Here is a 15,327-nt window from a genome sequence, read left to right on the forward strand (position 1 = left end):
GGTAAATTCAGCATTGCAAAAGATGCTTCAACCGTGCTTAATGATTTTTGATGACAATGTCCGTGAATCTTTATTGTTTTCTCAACATCTGAAAATTGTCCGGAATGAATTTTCCCTTTTGTAATTTCTCTTTTAAAGAATTCTTCAACCGTAAAAGTATTTTTTGATAGTGCTTCAGCACTTTCTTTGTCTTTTGCCAGCCGAATATATTCGTCTCTAAAAGTCAATATTGCCGATGGTTCTATTCCGATTAAAGGGGTTTCTTCAGAAATTAAATCTTTAAAAACGGCGACATTTTTATTGGCGATTTCTTGTGCTTCTTCCAGAAAACCTTTTGATATAAATGCTCTTCCGCTTTCTTCATGGTCCGTAATTATGACTTCATAACCCAATCCGGTCAATAATTCGTAAGCATCAATTCCGACAGAAACATCATAATAATTCGTAAACTCATCGCAAAAAAGATATACTTTTCCGTTTTTAAAAGAATTGGTCTCCGCTGATTTTCTATTCTTTTCGTACCATTTTTTAAAAGTCTTTGGCGCCAATAAAGGCACTTGTCTTTGAGGTGCAATTCCCATGCTTTTTTTCACCAAAGACAAATTAGAAACAAAATTGGTCATCGATGGCGCAATACTTCCTAACTTATTTAATTTGGAATTGAAAGCAAATATTTTATTACGAACAGAAAATCCATTTGCTTTTTGATATTGATATAAAAATTCGGCTTTTAAAGTTGCTACATCTACATTACTTGGGCATTCACTTGCACAGGCTTTACAGCTTACGCACAATTCAAACACTTTATACAATTCTTCGTGATCGAATTTATTGTCTTTTTCAGAATTTGTCAGATATTCTCTCAGCGCATTAGCTCTGGCGCGAGTCGTATCTTTTTCGTTTCGGGTGGCGCGGTAACTCGGACACAAAGTTCCTCCCGCCGAAGGCATTTTTCTACAATCGCCTGAACCATTGCATTTTTCAGCGGCGCGTAAAATTCCCATGCTGTCTGAAAAGTCCTGAATGGTTTTAATATTGGGCTCTATTCTCCCTGCTTCAAAACGAAGATTTTCATCCATTTTAGAAGCATTTACAATTTTTCCAACGTTTAAAATGGTATTTGGATCAAATGCCTTTTTTATTCGTTTCAGCAATTCATAATTTTTATCGCCAATCATAAAAGGCAGAAACTCTCCTCTTAAAATACCGTCGCCATGTTCACCACTTAGTGAACCTCTGTATCTTTTCACCAAGTGAGCCACTTCCGTGGAAATATTTCTAAACTGGTGTAATCCTTCTTTTGTTTTTAAATTTATCTTCGGACGTAAGTGTAATTCTCCCGCTCCGGCATGTGCATAATAAATCGCACTTTGGCCATGCCTTTCCATCATGGCCGCAAAATCGGCAATATAATTGGGCAGATCGCTGAGTTCAACTGCGGTATCTTCAATAGAATCGGCTGCTTTGTCATCGCCAACAATACTTCCTAAAAGTCCTAAACCTGCTTTTCGAACCTCGTTTACTTTATCAATATCAGTTCCGTAAATTTTAGGCAGTGCATATCCAAAATTATTATCCTGCAACTCCTTAATCAAAGCATCGGCCTGTAATTCGGCATCTTCCATACTAATATGCGATCCTACTTCAAGCATAATTACTGCTTTAGGTTCTCCCACGATAAAAAATCGGTTTTTAGCCTGTTCTCTATTAGTTTTGGTACAATCTAGTATCGTATCATCCATCATTTCGCAGGTGTACAAATGATGTTTCATTGCCGTAACCACCGCTTCTAAACTTTCCTGAATGGTATGAAAATGTGCCACAACCATAATATTGTTTGTGGGCGGCAAATCGTCTGCTTTCAAAGTTATTTCGGTTGTAAACGCCAGAGTTCCTTCGCTTCCGCAAAGTAATTTCCCTAAATTGATTGTATCTTCAGTTCCCGAAAACAGTTCTGATTTTAGTAATGCATCAATCGCATAACCTGTATTTCGTCTGTGAATTTCGGGCTTTGGAAATTCCCTTTTGATTTCTTCCTGATTTTCTTTATTCGAAAGTTCCTCGTAAATCGTTTTGTAAATTTTACTTTCTAAAGAATCCCCTTTTGTCTTCTCTATAAATGCTGCAGAAGTTAAATCTTTAAATACCGCCGTACTTCCGTCACTCAAAACGGCTTTTATCTCGACAATTTTATCTCGTGTAACACCATAGCGAATTGAAGTTGTTCCTGATGAATTATTGCCCACCATACCGCCAATCATACATCGATTTGTGGTAGAAGTTGTCGGGCTGAAAAACAAACCGTGCGGCTTTAAAAATAAATTCAGTTCATCCCGAATTACCCCGGGTTGCACTGTTATCGTTTTCTTTTCGGCATCAAAAGAAACAATTTTGGTAAAATGTTTCGAAACGTCTACAATTATTCCGTTTCCAACAGTTTGACCCGCCAAAGAAGTTCCTGCCGTTCTTGGTGTTATTGAAATATTATTTTCTGAAGCAAAGCGAATGATTTTTACAATATCATCTTCGGTTTTAGGAATTGCAACAGCTTTCGGCATAATTCTGTAGGCCGAAGCATCTGTAGCATACAGCTTTTTATGAAGTTCATCATAAAAAAGAGTTCCTTCTAAGGAATCAGATAGTTGTTGTAATTGAAGAGAATCGGGCATTTATTTTGTTGTATTGCTTTTGGTTGGTAATTTTAAAATTCTATTTTGATTGTGTTAACCATTAGATATAATTAATTCAACACATAGAAACATAGATTTAACCTTTTTAAAAAAGGCGTTTCACTTATTTAAAACAAACATAGAGAGCTATGTGTTAGAAACATGTTTCTTTTTATATTCTTTTACACACAATCAAAACTATGTTTCTATGTGTTAAATCAATTTTTTTATTAATTACACCTGACGGGTTTTGAAAACCCGTCAGGTTTATCACCGAAAAGATTAACTTTTCAGAAATTACTAATAATCAAAACGTTTAAAAGCTTCAATAGCTTCGTATTCTGCCAATCCTAGTTCGTCATAAAGAACTGCGGTATTTTTGTTACGATCTTCGGCTCTAACCCAGAATTCTCTGGAGTCATTCCCCTGAAACATAACTCTGTCTTTTTGAGATTGATGGTATAAAATAGCGTGGCGTTTCAGCAATACTTCTGATGGAGAAAGCGGTACAGCCATATCAATTTCATGGATATCCCATTCGTGCCATGCGCCTCTGTAAAGCCACAGCCAGCAGTCGTCCATATATTTTTCAGGTTTTAATTCTTTCATGGCTGCAAAAATCGCATTCAGACAAACTTCATGTGTTCCATGCGGGTCTGCTAAATCTCCGGCTGCAAATACCTGATGCGGTTTTATTCTGGCAATGATTTCTTTTACAATGGCAATATCTTCAGCCCCTAACGGATTCTTTTTTACCTGTCCTGTTTCGTAAAAAGGAAGATCCAAAAAGTGTGTATTTTCATCTTTTAAGCCGATGTATCTTGTTGCTGCATAAGATTCTCTTCTTCTGATTAATCCTTTTAACTTTCTAACCTCAAGAGAATCAATCTGATTTTCTGATTTGTTGTTTAAAAACTCAATAACCGATTTGAAGTTGATATCTTTTGGAAGATTTCCGCCCGTGAAATCGTTGCATACTTCAGCAAATTTCAAGGCTTCATCATCTGTAACGGCAATATTTCCAGAGGTTTGATATACTACGTGTACATCATGTCCTTGTTTTATCAATTTTGAAAAAGTTCCCCCCATCGAAATCACGTCATCATCCGGATGCGGACTGAAAAGGATCACTCGTTTTTTGGCAGGATTGGCTCTTTCCGGACGATGAGAATCGTCGGTGTTTGGTTTTCCGCCAGGCCAGCCTGTAATGGTGTGCTGAAGAATATTGAACATATTAATATTCAAATCGTAAGCAGAACCTTCCAATGCTAATAAATCAGACATTCCGTTGTTGTTGTAGTCACGGTCTGTTAGTTTTAAAATAGACTGGTTTGTTTTCTGGCACAGCCAAACAATAGCTTTGCTTTTTAATTCTTGTGTCCAGATGCATTCTCCAACCAGCCAAGGCGTTTTAAAACGCGTCAATTCTGATGCAGCAGACTGATCCAGAACGAAAGTGGCGTTTGGATGGTTTTGCAAAAAAGTTGCCGGAACTTCTGAACTTACTTCACCCTGAATGGTTCTTTTGATGATATCGGCTTTGTTTTGTCCCCATGCCATCAAAACGATTCTTTTAGATCGCATAATGGTAGAAACCCCCATGGTAATCGCTCTTTTCGGAACGTTGTCAATACCGTTAAAATCAGATGAGGCATCTACTCTAGTAATATGATCCAGTGTAATAATTCGTGTTCCTGAATTGATGTGTGATCCCGGTTCGTTGAAACCAACGTGACCTGTACGACCAATTCCCAGCAGTTGAAAATCAAGCCCTCCGGCATTTTTAATTTTCATTTCATAATCAATGCAGTATTGGTTCAACTGATCTAAATCAATTGTTCCGTCGGGAATATTTACATTTTCGGGCTTAATATCAATATGATTAAAAAGATGCTGATGCATGAAGTAATGGTAACTTTGTCGGCTCTCTTTAGTCATTGGATAATATTCATCCAGGTTAAAAGTGATTACATTGCTAAAGCTCAGCCCATCTTTATGCATTCGAACTAATTCTTCATATACTTTTATAGGAGAAGATCCTGTAGCAAGACCCAGTACACAGGATTCGTTAGCGGCTTGTTTGGAAAGTATTAATTCAGCTATTTCTTGAGCGACATTTTTTGAAGCTTCTGCAGAATTCTCAAAGATCACATTATGATTTTTTTCGAATCGTGTTTCTTCAAATTTTCCGGGTATGTCGTAAGCTAAAGAAGTAGTGGTTTTCATAATATATTGATTGTAGTTAAAATTAGTTTTAACAAATATATATACAAAAAACAAAACAAATACATTATTTTGCGTTATTTAACAAAATTAAATTCAAATAACGCAAAAAAACGCAGAAAAGTTTGACTTACTTTTTAAATTTATAATATAAAGACACCTGATTTGCGGTATTCTTCCAGTCTGGCATCTTCCGGATCTAAATTGGTTACAATCGTATCGAGCTGATTCAAATCACAGACAACATGCGGCATTTTGGTATTTAATTTATCCGCAGAAAACATAGACACAACCCTATCAGAAGCTTCTATCATGGCTTTTTTAACAATCGAGATTTCATATCCAATCTCCGTTAAGCCTTGTTTTATATTAATACTGCTGGCACCAATAAAGCAAATATCAGCTTTAATTTTAGACACAACCTGAATCACGTCCATACCAATTGTTACCATTGCGTTTTTTTGCATTTTCCCTCCAATAAATATTAAATCAATATTTGGGTGCTGGGACAGTTGCATTGCTATTGGAAGGCTGTAAGTATAAATAGTAGCTTTTAAATGAGACGGAATTAATTTTGCAAAAACCAAATTTGTACTTCCTCCGCTCATTATAATAACTTGGTCATCATGCAATAAAGACAATGCTTTTGTTGCGATTGCTTTCTTTTCTTCTTCGCCGGAAATATGGATATCAAAAACATCTGCAGATTTTTCTTTAACCTGAACTGCCCCGCCATACACCTTCTCCAGCAGTTTCTTACTATCCAGTTCGTTTAAATCCCTTCTAATTGTATCTTCTGACAAATCCAGAGCCAAAGCTAAATCTGTTGTGACAACCTTCTGTTCTTCAACAAGCTTAGTCATTATATATTTATGTCTTTCGGCTTTCAGCATTTTTTAAAAAGTTAAAATTCAGCACAAATATATCAAATAATTCAATTGAAAATTGCGCATTTGTAAGAAAGTGCAATAGTTTGCGTTTTTTAGACTCAAAAATAAAACAGGAAAGAATTTACATGTAAAATTTGCGTTGTTTTGCGTTATTTTAGTCAATTTTAGAAAAAAAGTTCAAAAAACTGCATTTATATGCAATAAATAAATATATTTGCTCAACAACCATTAAAAAAACCAAATAATCATGAAAAAATTATTTCTTATTTCATTGTTGGTTTTGTTCATTCAAGCAACATTTGGGCAAACAAAAACAATTACTGGAACTGTCAAAAACAAAGCAGACGGGATTCCGATACCTGGAGTCAGTGTTCTTATTCAGGGAACCTCAAACGGAAGCACAACTGATTTTGACGGAAATTACAGCATTTCTGTATCAGCAGGACAAACATTAAGTTTCAGCTACATGGGCTTTGAAACCAGATTAGTAAAAGTGGAAGGACAACAAAAAATTAACGTTGATCTTTCTGAAAGTACTTCAAAACTTGATGAAGTAGTTGTAGTAGGATTCTCTTCTCAAAAGAAAACAAATTTAACCGGAGCTGTTGCCTCAATCGATGTAGCTAAAACAATTGGAAGCAGACCGCTGACAGATGTGAGCAAAGCTTTACAAGGAACAACACCGGGGGTAAATGTTAGTTTTAACTCAGGAAATATTAACCGTGCCGCTAACATTAATATACGTGGAGCTGGTACAATTAATGGTTCAGACGCTCCTTTAATATTAGTTGACGGAGTACCAACAGATTTATCGCTTATTAATCCAAATGATATCGCAACGATGTCTGTACTGAAAGACGCAGCTTCAGCTTCTATTTATGGAGCTCGTGCCGCTTTTGGGGTAGTTTTGATTACTACTAAAGGAGGAAAATCAGGTGAAGGAAAAGTGAGATTCTCTTATTCTGCTAATACCGCTTTTACAAATCCAATTTCTACTTTAAAATTCTTAGATCCAACAGTAGAAATTCCGGGATTAATTGCTGCAGGTACTCGTACTGATGGTGCTGTGCCAGAGATCTTTGGTGCAAACTACAATACTTTACTGGCCGGAATTAAAAACTGGAAAGAAAAATATGCAAATAATCGTACCAGCCGTGAAATGGTTTATGGTGAAGACTGGGAGATTAAAAACGGTACACCTTATTTCTACAGAGTTTGGGATGCTAATAAAGAATTGTATGCAAGCAACGCACTGCAGACAACGCACAACTTATCTGCACAAGGTAACTTAGGAGAAAAAAGTTCTTTCTTCGCTTCTATTGCCCTTACTAACCAAGAGGGTATGTTAAGAGTTAATCAGGAACAAAGACAAAGAACAAACATTAACTTAGGTTTCACTACAAAATTAGCTGACTGGCTTACTGGAGACTTCAAAGTAATGACTATTAACAGCTCTTACGATCAGCCGTTTAATTACTATGGCGGTTCTGGTACAGATGATACCAGCTATGGTGGTTACTTTGGTTATGCGCTTCGCTGGGGGCAGTATTTTCCAAACTTTGGAACGTACAGAGGATATAATTTCCGTACTGCGGGAGGATATATCTCAAATGCATCAAGAAACGAAAACATCAAACGTAATAACAGGCTGAGTGCAAAACTTACAGCAGATATTACAAAAGATTTCAACATTATCGCTGAAGTAAGCAACGTAACTGAATTTTATAACCGAAAACAAAACGGTGGTAAATTCCTTGCTTGGGACAGCTGGTCGGCTATGCCTTATGATGCAACCACAATTCAAACGGCTACACCAGCCACTCTTGAAGCAGGAAACGATTATGTAGCGCAGTCAAAATCTGAGTCAACTACAAATGTTGTAAACATTTATGGTAACTACAAAAAACAATTAGGAGGCCACAACTTCAAAGTATTAGGAGGTTTTAACTCAGAGTGGCAGGATTTCTCTCGTAATTATGCGAGAAGAAATACACTTTTAGACAAATCAAAACCAGAGTTTAACCTTGCAGTAGGAGAACAATTTGTTTCGGGCTCTGCAAATACTTCTCTTAATCCGGCAGAAACAACGTATTCAATTGCAGGTTTCTTTGCTCGTTTAAATTATGATTATAACGGAATTTATTTATTAGAATTAAATGCTCGTTACGATGGTTCTTCAAAATTCCCTACAAACGAACAATGGGGATTCTTCCCTTCTGCTTCTGTAGGATATAAAATTGTGAATGAAAAATTCATGGAAAGCACACGCGGCTGGTTAAATGACCTTAAACTTCGTGCTTCTATTGGATCAATTGGAAACCAAAACGTAGGAAACAACGCGTTCTTATCGATATTAAATTCAGCAAATCCTTCATGGGTAAACAGCGGTTCTACACTGCCGCCTTCTACAGGATTACCAACAAACGTTGACCCTGCCTTAACTTGGGAAAAAGTATATACTAAAGATGTAGGTATCGATATTAAAATATTTGACATGTTAGGTGCTTCTTTTGACTGGTATCAACGCGACACAAAAGGAATGCTGGCTCCCGGTATAACGCTTCCGGGTTCATTTGGTCAAAGTGCGGCACAAACCAACTCTGGAAACATGAGAACAAGAGGCTGGGAATTGTCTTTGAATTTCAACAAACAATTAAGCGAAACGGCTTCGGTATTTGTTGATGTAGCATTATCTGATTACAAATCTGTAATCACCAAATGGAACAATACTTCTAAATTACTAGGTTTAGTTACTCCTACTACATATCCTTACTATGATGGTTATGAAATTGGGCAGATCTGGGGTTTAACAAGCGACAGACTTCTTCAATCTGATGACGTAATCACTAATAATGGAAAAACGGTAAATGGTGTTGATTACTCTAAAACAATGGTTGGTAACTTTAAATACGGAGCAGGAGATGTTCATTATGTGGATGTTGACGGAGACGGAGCTATAACTCGTGGTGCAGGAACTGCTGACGATCATGGAGATTTGAAAAAAATTGGTAATTCAACTCCTCGTTACAAATACGGTATAACATTAGGTGGAAAATACCGCGGATTTGATATTTCAGGTTTCTTCCAGGGAGTTGGTAAACGCGATTACTGGGCGGCTTCAGATGCGGTATTGCCTTTCTATCGTGCGCCTCAGCAAATGTATGAAAACCAGGCTGATTACTGGACAGAGACAAATACTCAGGCTTACTGGCCAAACCCATATTACGGAAACGAAGCCAATACTCTTGGCGCAGGTACTTCAGGTTCAAACAACTTTGTTACATCAACAAGATATTTATTAGACATGTCTTATTTCCGTCTAAAAAATGTTACGCTTGGATATTCACTTCCAAAAGAGCTTGTAAAAAGAGCCCGTTTAGAGAAAGTCAGAATTTATGCTTCTGGTGAAAACCTGGTAACCTGGGCAGACAAACGTCTTCCTGTGGATCCTGAAATTGACGAGACAGAAGTTTTCTGGGGAAGAGCTTATCCTTATACCAAAACAATGTCTTTTGGTGTTGAGCTTTCTTTCTAATCCTAACAATACAAAACTTTTAAAATGAAAAAATCATATATAAAATCAAGATTTCTGCTTCTATTTGCTGTTGCTGCAACATCAATGACCGCAGTAAGCTGTTCAGATTATCTAACAGATGATCCTGCAGATAAATTTACAAACGAGAACTTTTGGCAGTCAGAAGATAACGTAAAAACTTTTTCATGGCTTAATTACGATACTTTTTACGGTTATGGAAACGGAACCACTATTGGTCTTTCTTTTTTCTACTACCATGGAAGTGATTACAGAGTAGACGACAACTTATCGGCTTTTACTTTTTATCAAATGCCAATTACAGCGGCTACGACAAATGTATATTCATGGAACGAATATTATACACTTATCCGTCGTTGTAACTTGATGCTGGATAAAATACCAAGTGTTCCTATGTCTCAGGAAAAAAAGAACCACTACACTGGGGTTGCTAAATTCTTTAGAGCTTACACTTATTTCCGTTTGGTGCAAAAATTTGGAGACGTTCCTTATACAGATAAATTTTTAGCTCAGGGAGATCCTGAAGTTTATGCTCCTGCAATGCCAAGAGCTCAAGTAATAGACAAAGTAATTGCCGAATTAGAAGAAGCAGCAAACTTAATGCTTGTGGCTGATGATAAAAACGTTACTGTAAACAAATACACTGCTTATGCTGCTTTAAGCAACGCTTGTCTTTATGAAGGAACGTACAGAAAATACCATTTAGGACAAGATGGAAGTGCTTACTTAAACAAAGCAAAAACAGCTTCATTGGCTATCATGAATAATCCAAGTTATAAATTAAACGCGGATTGGAAAGGGCTTTACAATTCAGTTGAATTACTTGGCAATACCGAAGTTATTTTGGCAAAACGTTATTTAACAAACGTAATCATGCATTCACTTCAAAACTATACCAATACGTCAACTATTCAGTATGGTTTAACAAAATGGGCTGCAGACAGTTATGTAACAACCAATGGACTACCAATTCAACAAGCGGGAAATGCTCAATTTACGGGTGATGATAATGTTACAAAGACTTTTGCAAACAGAGATCCGCGTTTTGGTAAAACGGTAAACCCTGCAAATTATGGCTATAAAGGAAAACCTTTTGGTACAACAGCTTTAGTATCGATGTCAGGATATGTATTTGAATTGTACAACAACCCGGCTACAACTGGTCCTGATGTTACAACTGGCGGACGTAATTATACCGATGCACCATTATTTACATTAAGCGAAGTATATTTAAATTATGCCGAAGCTTGTGCTGAATTAGGAAATGCGACAAATAATGATCTTGATATTTCAATTAACAAAGTACGTATTCGTGCCGGAATTGCTCCTCTAACTACTGACGGTGTTACGGCTTCTGCAGGAGGTGTACAAATTAACGACCCAAGAAGAACTTCGGCTTTAGAACAGCTTACAGGTGTAGTTAACCCGTTAATATGGGAAGTACGCCGCGAGCGCCAAATCGAATTCATGAGCTGGACAACTTTAAGACAAGCGGATATTTACCGTTGGAAAAAAGGAGATTACCTGGATACCAATAAAAATCCTGATGTAAATCTTGGAGCAAGAATTGGAACGCCTGTTGGAACACAAACAGTAGTAGATGCTAACGGATATGTAAAAATTTATCCGGCAAGCACCAGAACTTTTGAGCCAAAGCATTATTTAATGAACATTCCTACTAATGATATCGATTTATACAAAGCACAAGGTGTAGAATTAAAACAAAACCCTGGCTGGTAATTCGAAATTCATAAAAAAATAAATTGCCCCTCCAATAACAAAACTGCCTCTGATATATTTTTCGGAGGCAGTATTTTAAAAGCTTTTTATCATCAAGTAACAATCAAAAAAGCGACAAAATAAAATCCAAATCTGAAAAAAAACTCAGGTGCCCATTTCTACAATACCCACTACAACAATCAAAAAAAACATCAAATAGCAATCAAATAATAACCTAATTTTATTAGTCCATTTTTGCCTTAACTATTAACTGTACATAAAATGATAAAATTCATAGCAAAAAGTGTTCTTATTGTAACTTCTTTCATTTTTACAACTTCTTATTCAAATTCTTTTTCGGCGGTTACAAAAAACAACACATCCGAAATAAATCCTCCCACAATTAAAACAGGAGCCGATAATTTTGAAAAATACCTTCCTATGTTAAAAGATAAAAAAGTAGGAATCGTTACCAATCAAACCGGAATTTTATCTGATAAAAAACATTTGGTAGATTTTTTATTAGAAAAAAAAGTTGCCCTGCAGACTATTTTTGCTCCCGAACACGGATTTAGAGGAACTGCCGATGCAGGAGAACATGTTGTGGACGGAAAAGATCCTAAAACAGGATTACCAATCATCTCTCTTTATGGAGACAATAAAAAACCAAAAGCAGCACAATTAGCCGGAATCGAGGTTATGATATTCGATTTACAGGATGTTGGCGCACGTTTTTACACTTACATTTCTTCTTTGCATTATGTAATGGAAGCTTGTGCAGAAAACGGAATCCCGCTTATTGTTCTGGACAGACCAAACCCAAATGGAAGTATCGTAGACGGACCTCTCTTGGAAAAAGAATTTACCAGTTTCGTGGGCATGCACCCTATTCCGTTACTTCACGGTATGACCATTGGGGAATATTCAAAAATGATCAATGGTGAAAAATGGTTGAAAAATGCGGTTCAATGCAAATTAACTGTTATCCCTTGTGTAGATTATAAGCGAGATATGCCATACAGTTTATTGGCAAAACCATCTCCAAATTTACCTAATGATCAATCGATTAACCTGTACGCCAGTTTATGTCTTTTTGAAGGAACAAACGTAAGTATGGGACGCGGAACCGAAAAACAATTTCAAATTTATGGTTCTCCTTATTTAACGAAAACCAATTTTACTTTTATCCCAAGACCAAATTTTGGAGCCAAAGATCCGCTTTATAACGGAAAAGAATGTTTTGGAGAAGATTTAACCTCTTATCCTAAACTTACCCAATTAGAATTAAAATGGCTCATAAAAGCCTATCAAAATACAAGCGATAAAACGAAATTCTTTAATGCTTTTTTCACCAAGCTTGCCGGAACTAAAAAATTACAACAGCAAATTGAAAGCGGAATTTCAGAAAATGAAATAAGAAAGAGCTGGCAGAAGGATTTAGAAACCTTCAAAAAAATGAGAAAAGCGTATTTAATTTATTAAGTATCTTTTTTTACTTCTAAAAAATAAAACCAACTTAATTACAAAATATCGAAACCGGTTATTCGAAATAATTTTGGTTTCAAAAATCAAAAAAAAAGAAAAATGAAAAATAAAAATCCTGAAACTGAACAAGAATCTTTGTACAAAGACTTGGATCAAATGAGCGTGAAAGAACTTCTTACCAACATTAATACAGAAGACAAAAAAGTACCACATATTATAGAAGAACAGATTCCTAAAATTGAAAAACTGGTTAAGGCAATTGTAAAAAAGATGCAGCTGGGCGGCCGATTATTTTATATTGGTGCCGGAACTTCGGGACGAATTGGAATTCTGGATGCTTCAGAATGTCCGCCTACTTTTGGTGTACCGCACGATATGATTATCGGAATTATCGCTGGAGGAGATACTGCCATTAGAAAAGCAGTTGAAAATGCTGAAGATGACACCGAACAAGCATGGAAAGACTTAGCAAAATTTGAAATTTCTAGTTTAGATTTTATTATCGGAATCGCTGCTTCGGGAAACACGCCTTATGTTTTAGGGGCTTTGAAAAAAGCGAAAGAACACAACATCAAAACAGGAAGTATTTCCTGCATCAGCAACGGACTTATTGCCCAGGAAGCAGATCATCCTATTGAATTAATTGTTGGCCCTGAATTCTTAACCGGAAGTACCAGAATGAAAGCAGGAACTGCCCAAAAACTAACTTTAAACATGATCTCTACTTCGGTAATGATTAAACTGGGTAAAGTAAAAGGCAATAAAATGGTCGATATGCAGCTGTCTAACGAAAAACTGGTAAAACGCGGCATTAAAATGATTATGGAAGAACTTGGAATTGAGTATGATGCAGCCGAAGAATTACTACATAAACATAAAAGCGTAAGAGCAGTTTTACTGGCTCAAAATAAAAATCAGGAAATCTAAAAATTTTTATAAGCGCTGCCTTTAATTAAACACATAAACATAGATGTAAATACCTGTAAAAAAATGCGTTTCACTTATGTAAACAAACAGAGAGCTATGTGTTAGAAACATGTTTCTTTTTAAATTCTTTTACATACATAAAACCTATGTTTCTATGTGTTAAATGATTTTTTTATGAATTAATCCAACGCGTTTTTATAGATTTATAGTAATCAAATCAATCTATAATTATTGAAATTCATCGGACGCCTGACTGGTTTTTATCCTGAAAATTCGGGACTGTCAGGTTTAATCCACAAAATAATAACCAAACCACCAAAGCTATAAAATGACACCAAGCACCATCCTTTTACTAATTATCGTTTATTTCGGGACATTATTCTATATCTCACACCGAGTGAGCAGAAAAGACAGCGGCAACGAAGCTTTTTTTACAGCCAACAAAAATTCTAAATGGTATTTAGTTGCTTTTGGAATGATTGGAACCGCTCTTTCCGGTGTAACTTTTATATCGGTTCCCGGCGAAGTGGGCGCCCCAAGCGGCGAGCAGTTCAAATATTTCCAGTTTGTACTGGGTAATGCTATTGGTTTTATAGTAATTACAAAATTATTGCTTCCACTGTATTATAGAATGAATTTAACTTCTATTTACGGTTATATAGAACAAAGAATGGGCTTTTTCAGCTACAAAACTGCCGCTTCTATTTTCCTGATAAGCAGAACCATAAGTTCGGCATTCAGACTTTATTTAGTGGTAATTGTATTACAGCGTTTTGTATTTGATTTCTACCATATTCCATTTGCTTTTACGGTTTTAATCTCTTTGCTTCTTATTTTCTCTTACACTTATAGAGGCGGATTAAAAACGATTATTATCACAGATACTTTGCAAACTTTTTTTCTCGTTACATCGGTTTTCCTTACTATTTATTTCATCTGCGATCGTATGGATTTAAGTGCAATCGGTGCTTTTGAAGAAGTAAAAAACAGCAACTATTCTAAAATATTTTTCTTTGATGATTTCTTTGGAAGCAAATTCCATTTCGTCAAACAAATATTAGGCGGAATGTTTGTAACTATTGCCATGACTGGTCTGGATCAGGATTTAATGCAAAAAAACCTTAGTTGTAAAAACATTGGCGAAGCGCAAAAAAACATGTTTACGTTTACAGGAATCTTCGTAGTAATCAATATTTTCTTTTTGAGCGTAGGTGCCTTATTATACATTTATGCCAATAAAAACGGAATCGCCATTCCGACAGATTTAGTTACAGGCAAACCAAGAACCGATTTACTTTTCCCGGAAATTGCCCTAAATCATCTGGCTTTAGTTCCTGCAATTGTATTTTTATTGGGAATTATCGCCGCCACTTTTGCCACTACGGATTCGGCATTAACTGCCCTGACAACCTCTTTTTGCGTTGACTTTTTAGGCATGGACAAAGCCGAAAACAGCAATAAAAAAAATACAGTCCGAACAAGACATTTGGTACACATCAGCTTTTCGGCATTAATATTCTTTATCATCCTTATTTTTAATTCCATCAACGACAGTTCTGTTGTGGGAATGATATTTAAAGTTGCCTCTTATACCTACGGTCCCTTATTAGGATTGTATGCTTTTGGCTTGTTCCAAAAATCACGAAATGTAAATGACAAGCTCGTTCCACTAATTTGTTTATTATCTCCATTCTTTACCTATTTGATAAATGAAAATTCGAAACTATTATTTTCAGGATATGTTTTCGATAATGAATTAATCGTATTAAACGGATTAATAACCTATTTAGGTTTATACTTTACTAGTTCCCGAAGCAGTGAAAAAATAAGTTTTTAAACTGCTTTAAAAAAAACATGACTA

8 protein-coding genes are annotated in these 15,327 nt (G+C 36.0%); 5 read left to right on the forward strand and 3 right to left on the reverse strand.

What is annotated here, in order from left to right:
* From BKM63_RS00005 to BKM63_RS00015, 3 genes are all read right to left on the reverse strand, one after another.
* Positions 1-2,669 (reverse strand): FAD-binding and (Fe-S)-binding domain-containing protein (locus tag BKM63_RS00005; protein WP_071634556.1); only part of this gene is annotated, 2,669 nt, incomplete at its 3' end.
* 300 nt (positions 2,670-2,969) lie between these two features.
* Complete coding sequence (gene nagB, locus BKM63_RS00010; RefSeq protein WP_071634558.1) at positions 2,970-4,895, reverse strand: glucosamine-6-phosphate deaminase; 1,926 nt, start codon at positions 4,893-4,895, stop codon at positions 2,970-2,972.
* 140 nt (positions 4,896-5,035) lie between these two features.
* Entirely contained in the window at positions 5,036-5,785 is a 750-nt protein-coding gene (locus BKM63_RS00015) for a DeoR/GlpR family DNA-binding transcription regulator (RefSeq protein WP_071634560.1), read from the reverse strand.
* 244 nt (positions 5,786-6,029) lie between these two features.
* On the opposite strand from BKM63_RS00015, the gene BKM63_RS00020 reads away from it, so the two are divergent.
* The 5 genes from BKM63_RS00020 (at position 6,030) to BKM63_RS00040 (ending at position 15,303) form a co-directional block, all read left to right on the forward strand.
* Positions 6,030-9,317: a SusC/RagA family TonB-linked outer membrane protein gene (locus tag BKM63_RS00020; RefSeq protein WP_071634562.1), complete on the forward strand. Its 3,288-nt coding sequence runs from the start codon at positions 6,030-6,032 to the stop codon at positions 9,315-9,317.
* A gap of 24 nt (positions 9,318-9,341) precedes the next feature.
* Positions 9,342-11,075, forward strand: coding sequence for a RagB/SusD family nutrient uptake outer membrane protein (locus tag BKM63_RS00025; RefSeq protein ID WP_071634564.1), 1,734 nt, complete (start codon positions 9,342-9,344; stop codon positions 11,073-11,075).
* A 261-nt stretch (positions 11,076-11,336) separates the two neighbouring features.
* On the forward strand, positions 11,337-12,536 hold the full coding sequence (locus BKM63_RS00030) for an exo-beta-N-acetylmuramidase NamZ family protein (RefSeq protein ID WP_071634566.1): 1,200 nt from the start codon (positions 11,337-11,339) through the stop codon (positions 12,534-12,536).
* A gap of 102 nt (positions 12,537-12,638) precedes the next feature.
* A complete protein-coding gene (gene murQ, locus BKM63_RS00035) occupies positions 12,639-13,466 on the forward strand; it encodes an N-acetylmuramic acid 6-phosphate etherase (protein ID WP_071634568.1) in 828 nt (275 codons plus the stop codon).
* A 328-nt stretch (positions 13,467-13,794) separates the two neighbouring features.
* On the forward strand, positions 13,795-15,303 hold the full coding sequence (locus BKM63_RS00040; protein WP_071634570.1) for a sodium:solute symporter: 1,509 nt from the start codon (positions 13,795-13,797) through the stop codon (positions 15,301-15,303).
* The last annotated feature ends 24 nt before the right edge of the window (positions 15,304-15,327 follow it).

Source organism: Flavobacterium johnsoniae, from assembly GCF_001879205.1.
GTDB classification, from domain to species: domain Bacteria; phylum Bacteroidota; class Bacteroidia; order Flavobacteriales; family Flavobacteriaceae; genus Flavobacterium; species Flavobacterium johnsoniae_A.

Excerpts from the sequence above, each read along its gene's own strand:
- nagB (WP_071634558.1), bottom strand. The coding sequence starts at position 4,895 with ATGAAAACCACTACTTCTTTAGCTTACGACATACCCGGAAAATTTGAA.
- BKM63_RS00015 (WP_071634560.1), bottom strand. The coding sequence starts at position 5,785 with ATGCTGAAAGCCGAAAGACATAAATATATAATGACTAAGCTTGTTGAA.
- BKM63_RS00020 (WP_071634562.1), top strand. The coding sequence starts at position 6,030 with ATGAAAAAATTATTTCTTATTTCATTGTTGGTTTTGTTCATTCAAGCA.
- BKM63_RS00025 (WP_071634564.1), top strand. The coding sequence starts at position 9,342 with ATGAAAAAATCATATATAAAATCAAGATTTCTGCTTCTATTTGCTGTT.
- BKM63_RS00030 (WP_071634566.1), top strand. The coding sequence starts at position 11,337 with ATGATAAAATTCATAGCAAAAAGTGTTCTTATTGTAACTTCTTTCATT.
- murQ (WP_071634568.1), top strand. The coding sequence starts at position 12,639 with ATGAAAAATAAAAATCCTGAAACTGAACAAGAATCTTTGTACAAAGAC.
- BKM63_RS00040 (WP_071634570.1), top strand. The coding sequence starts at position 13,795 with ATGACACCAAGCACCATCCTTTTACTAATTATCGTTTATTTCGGGACA.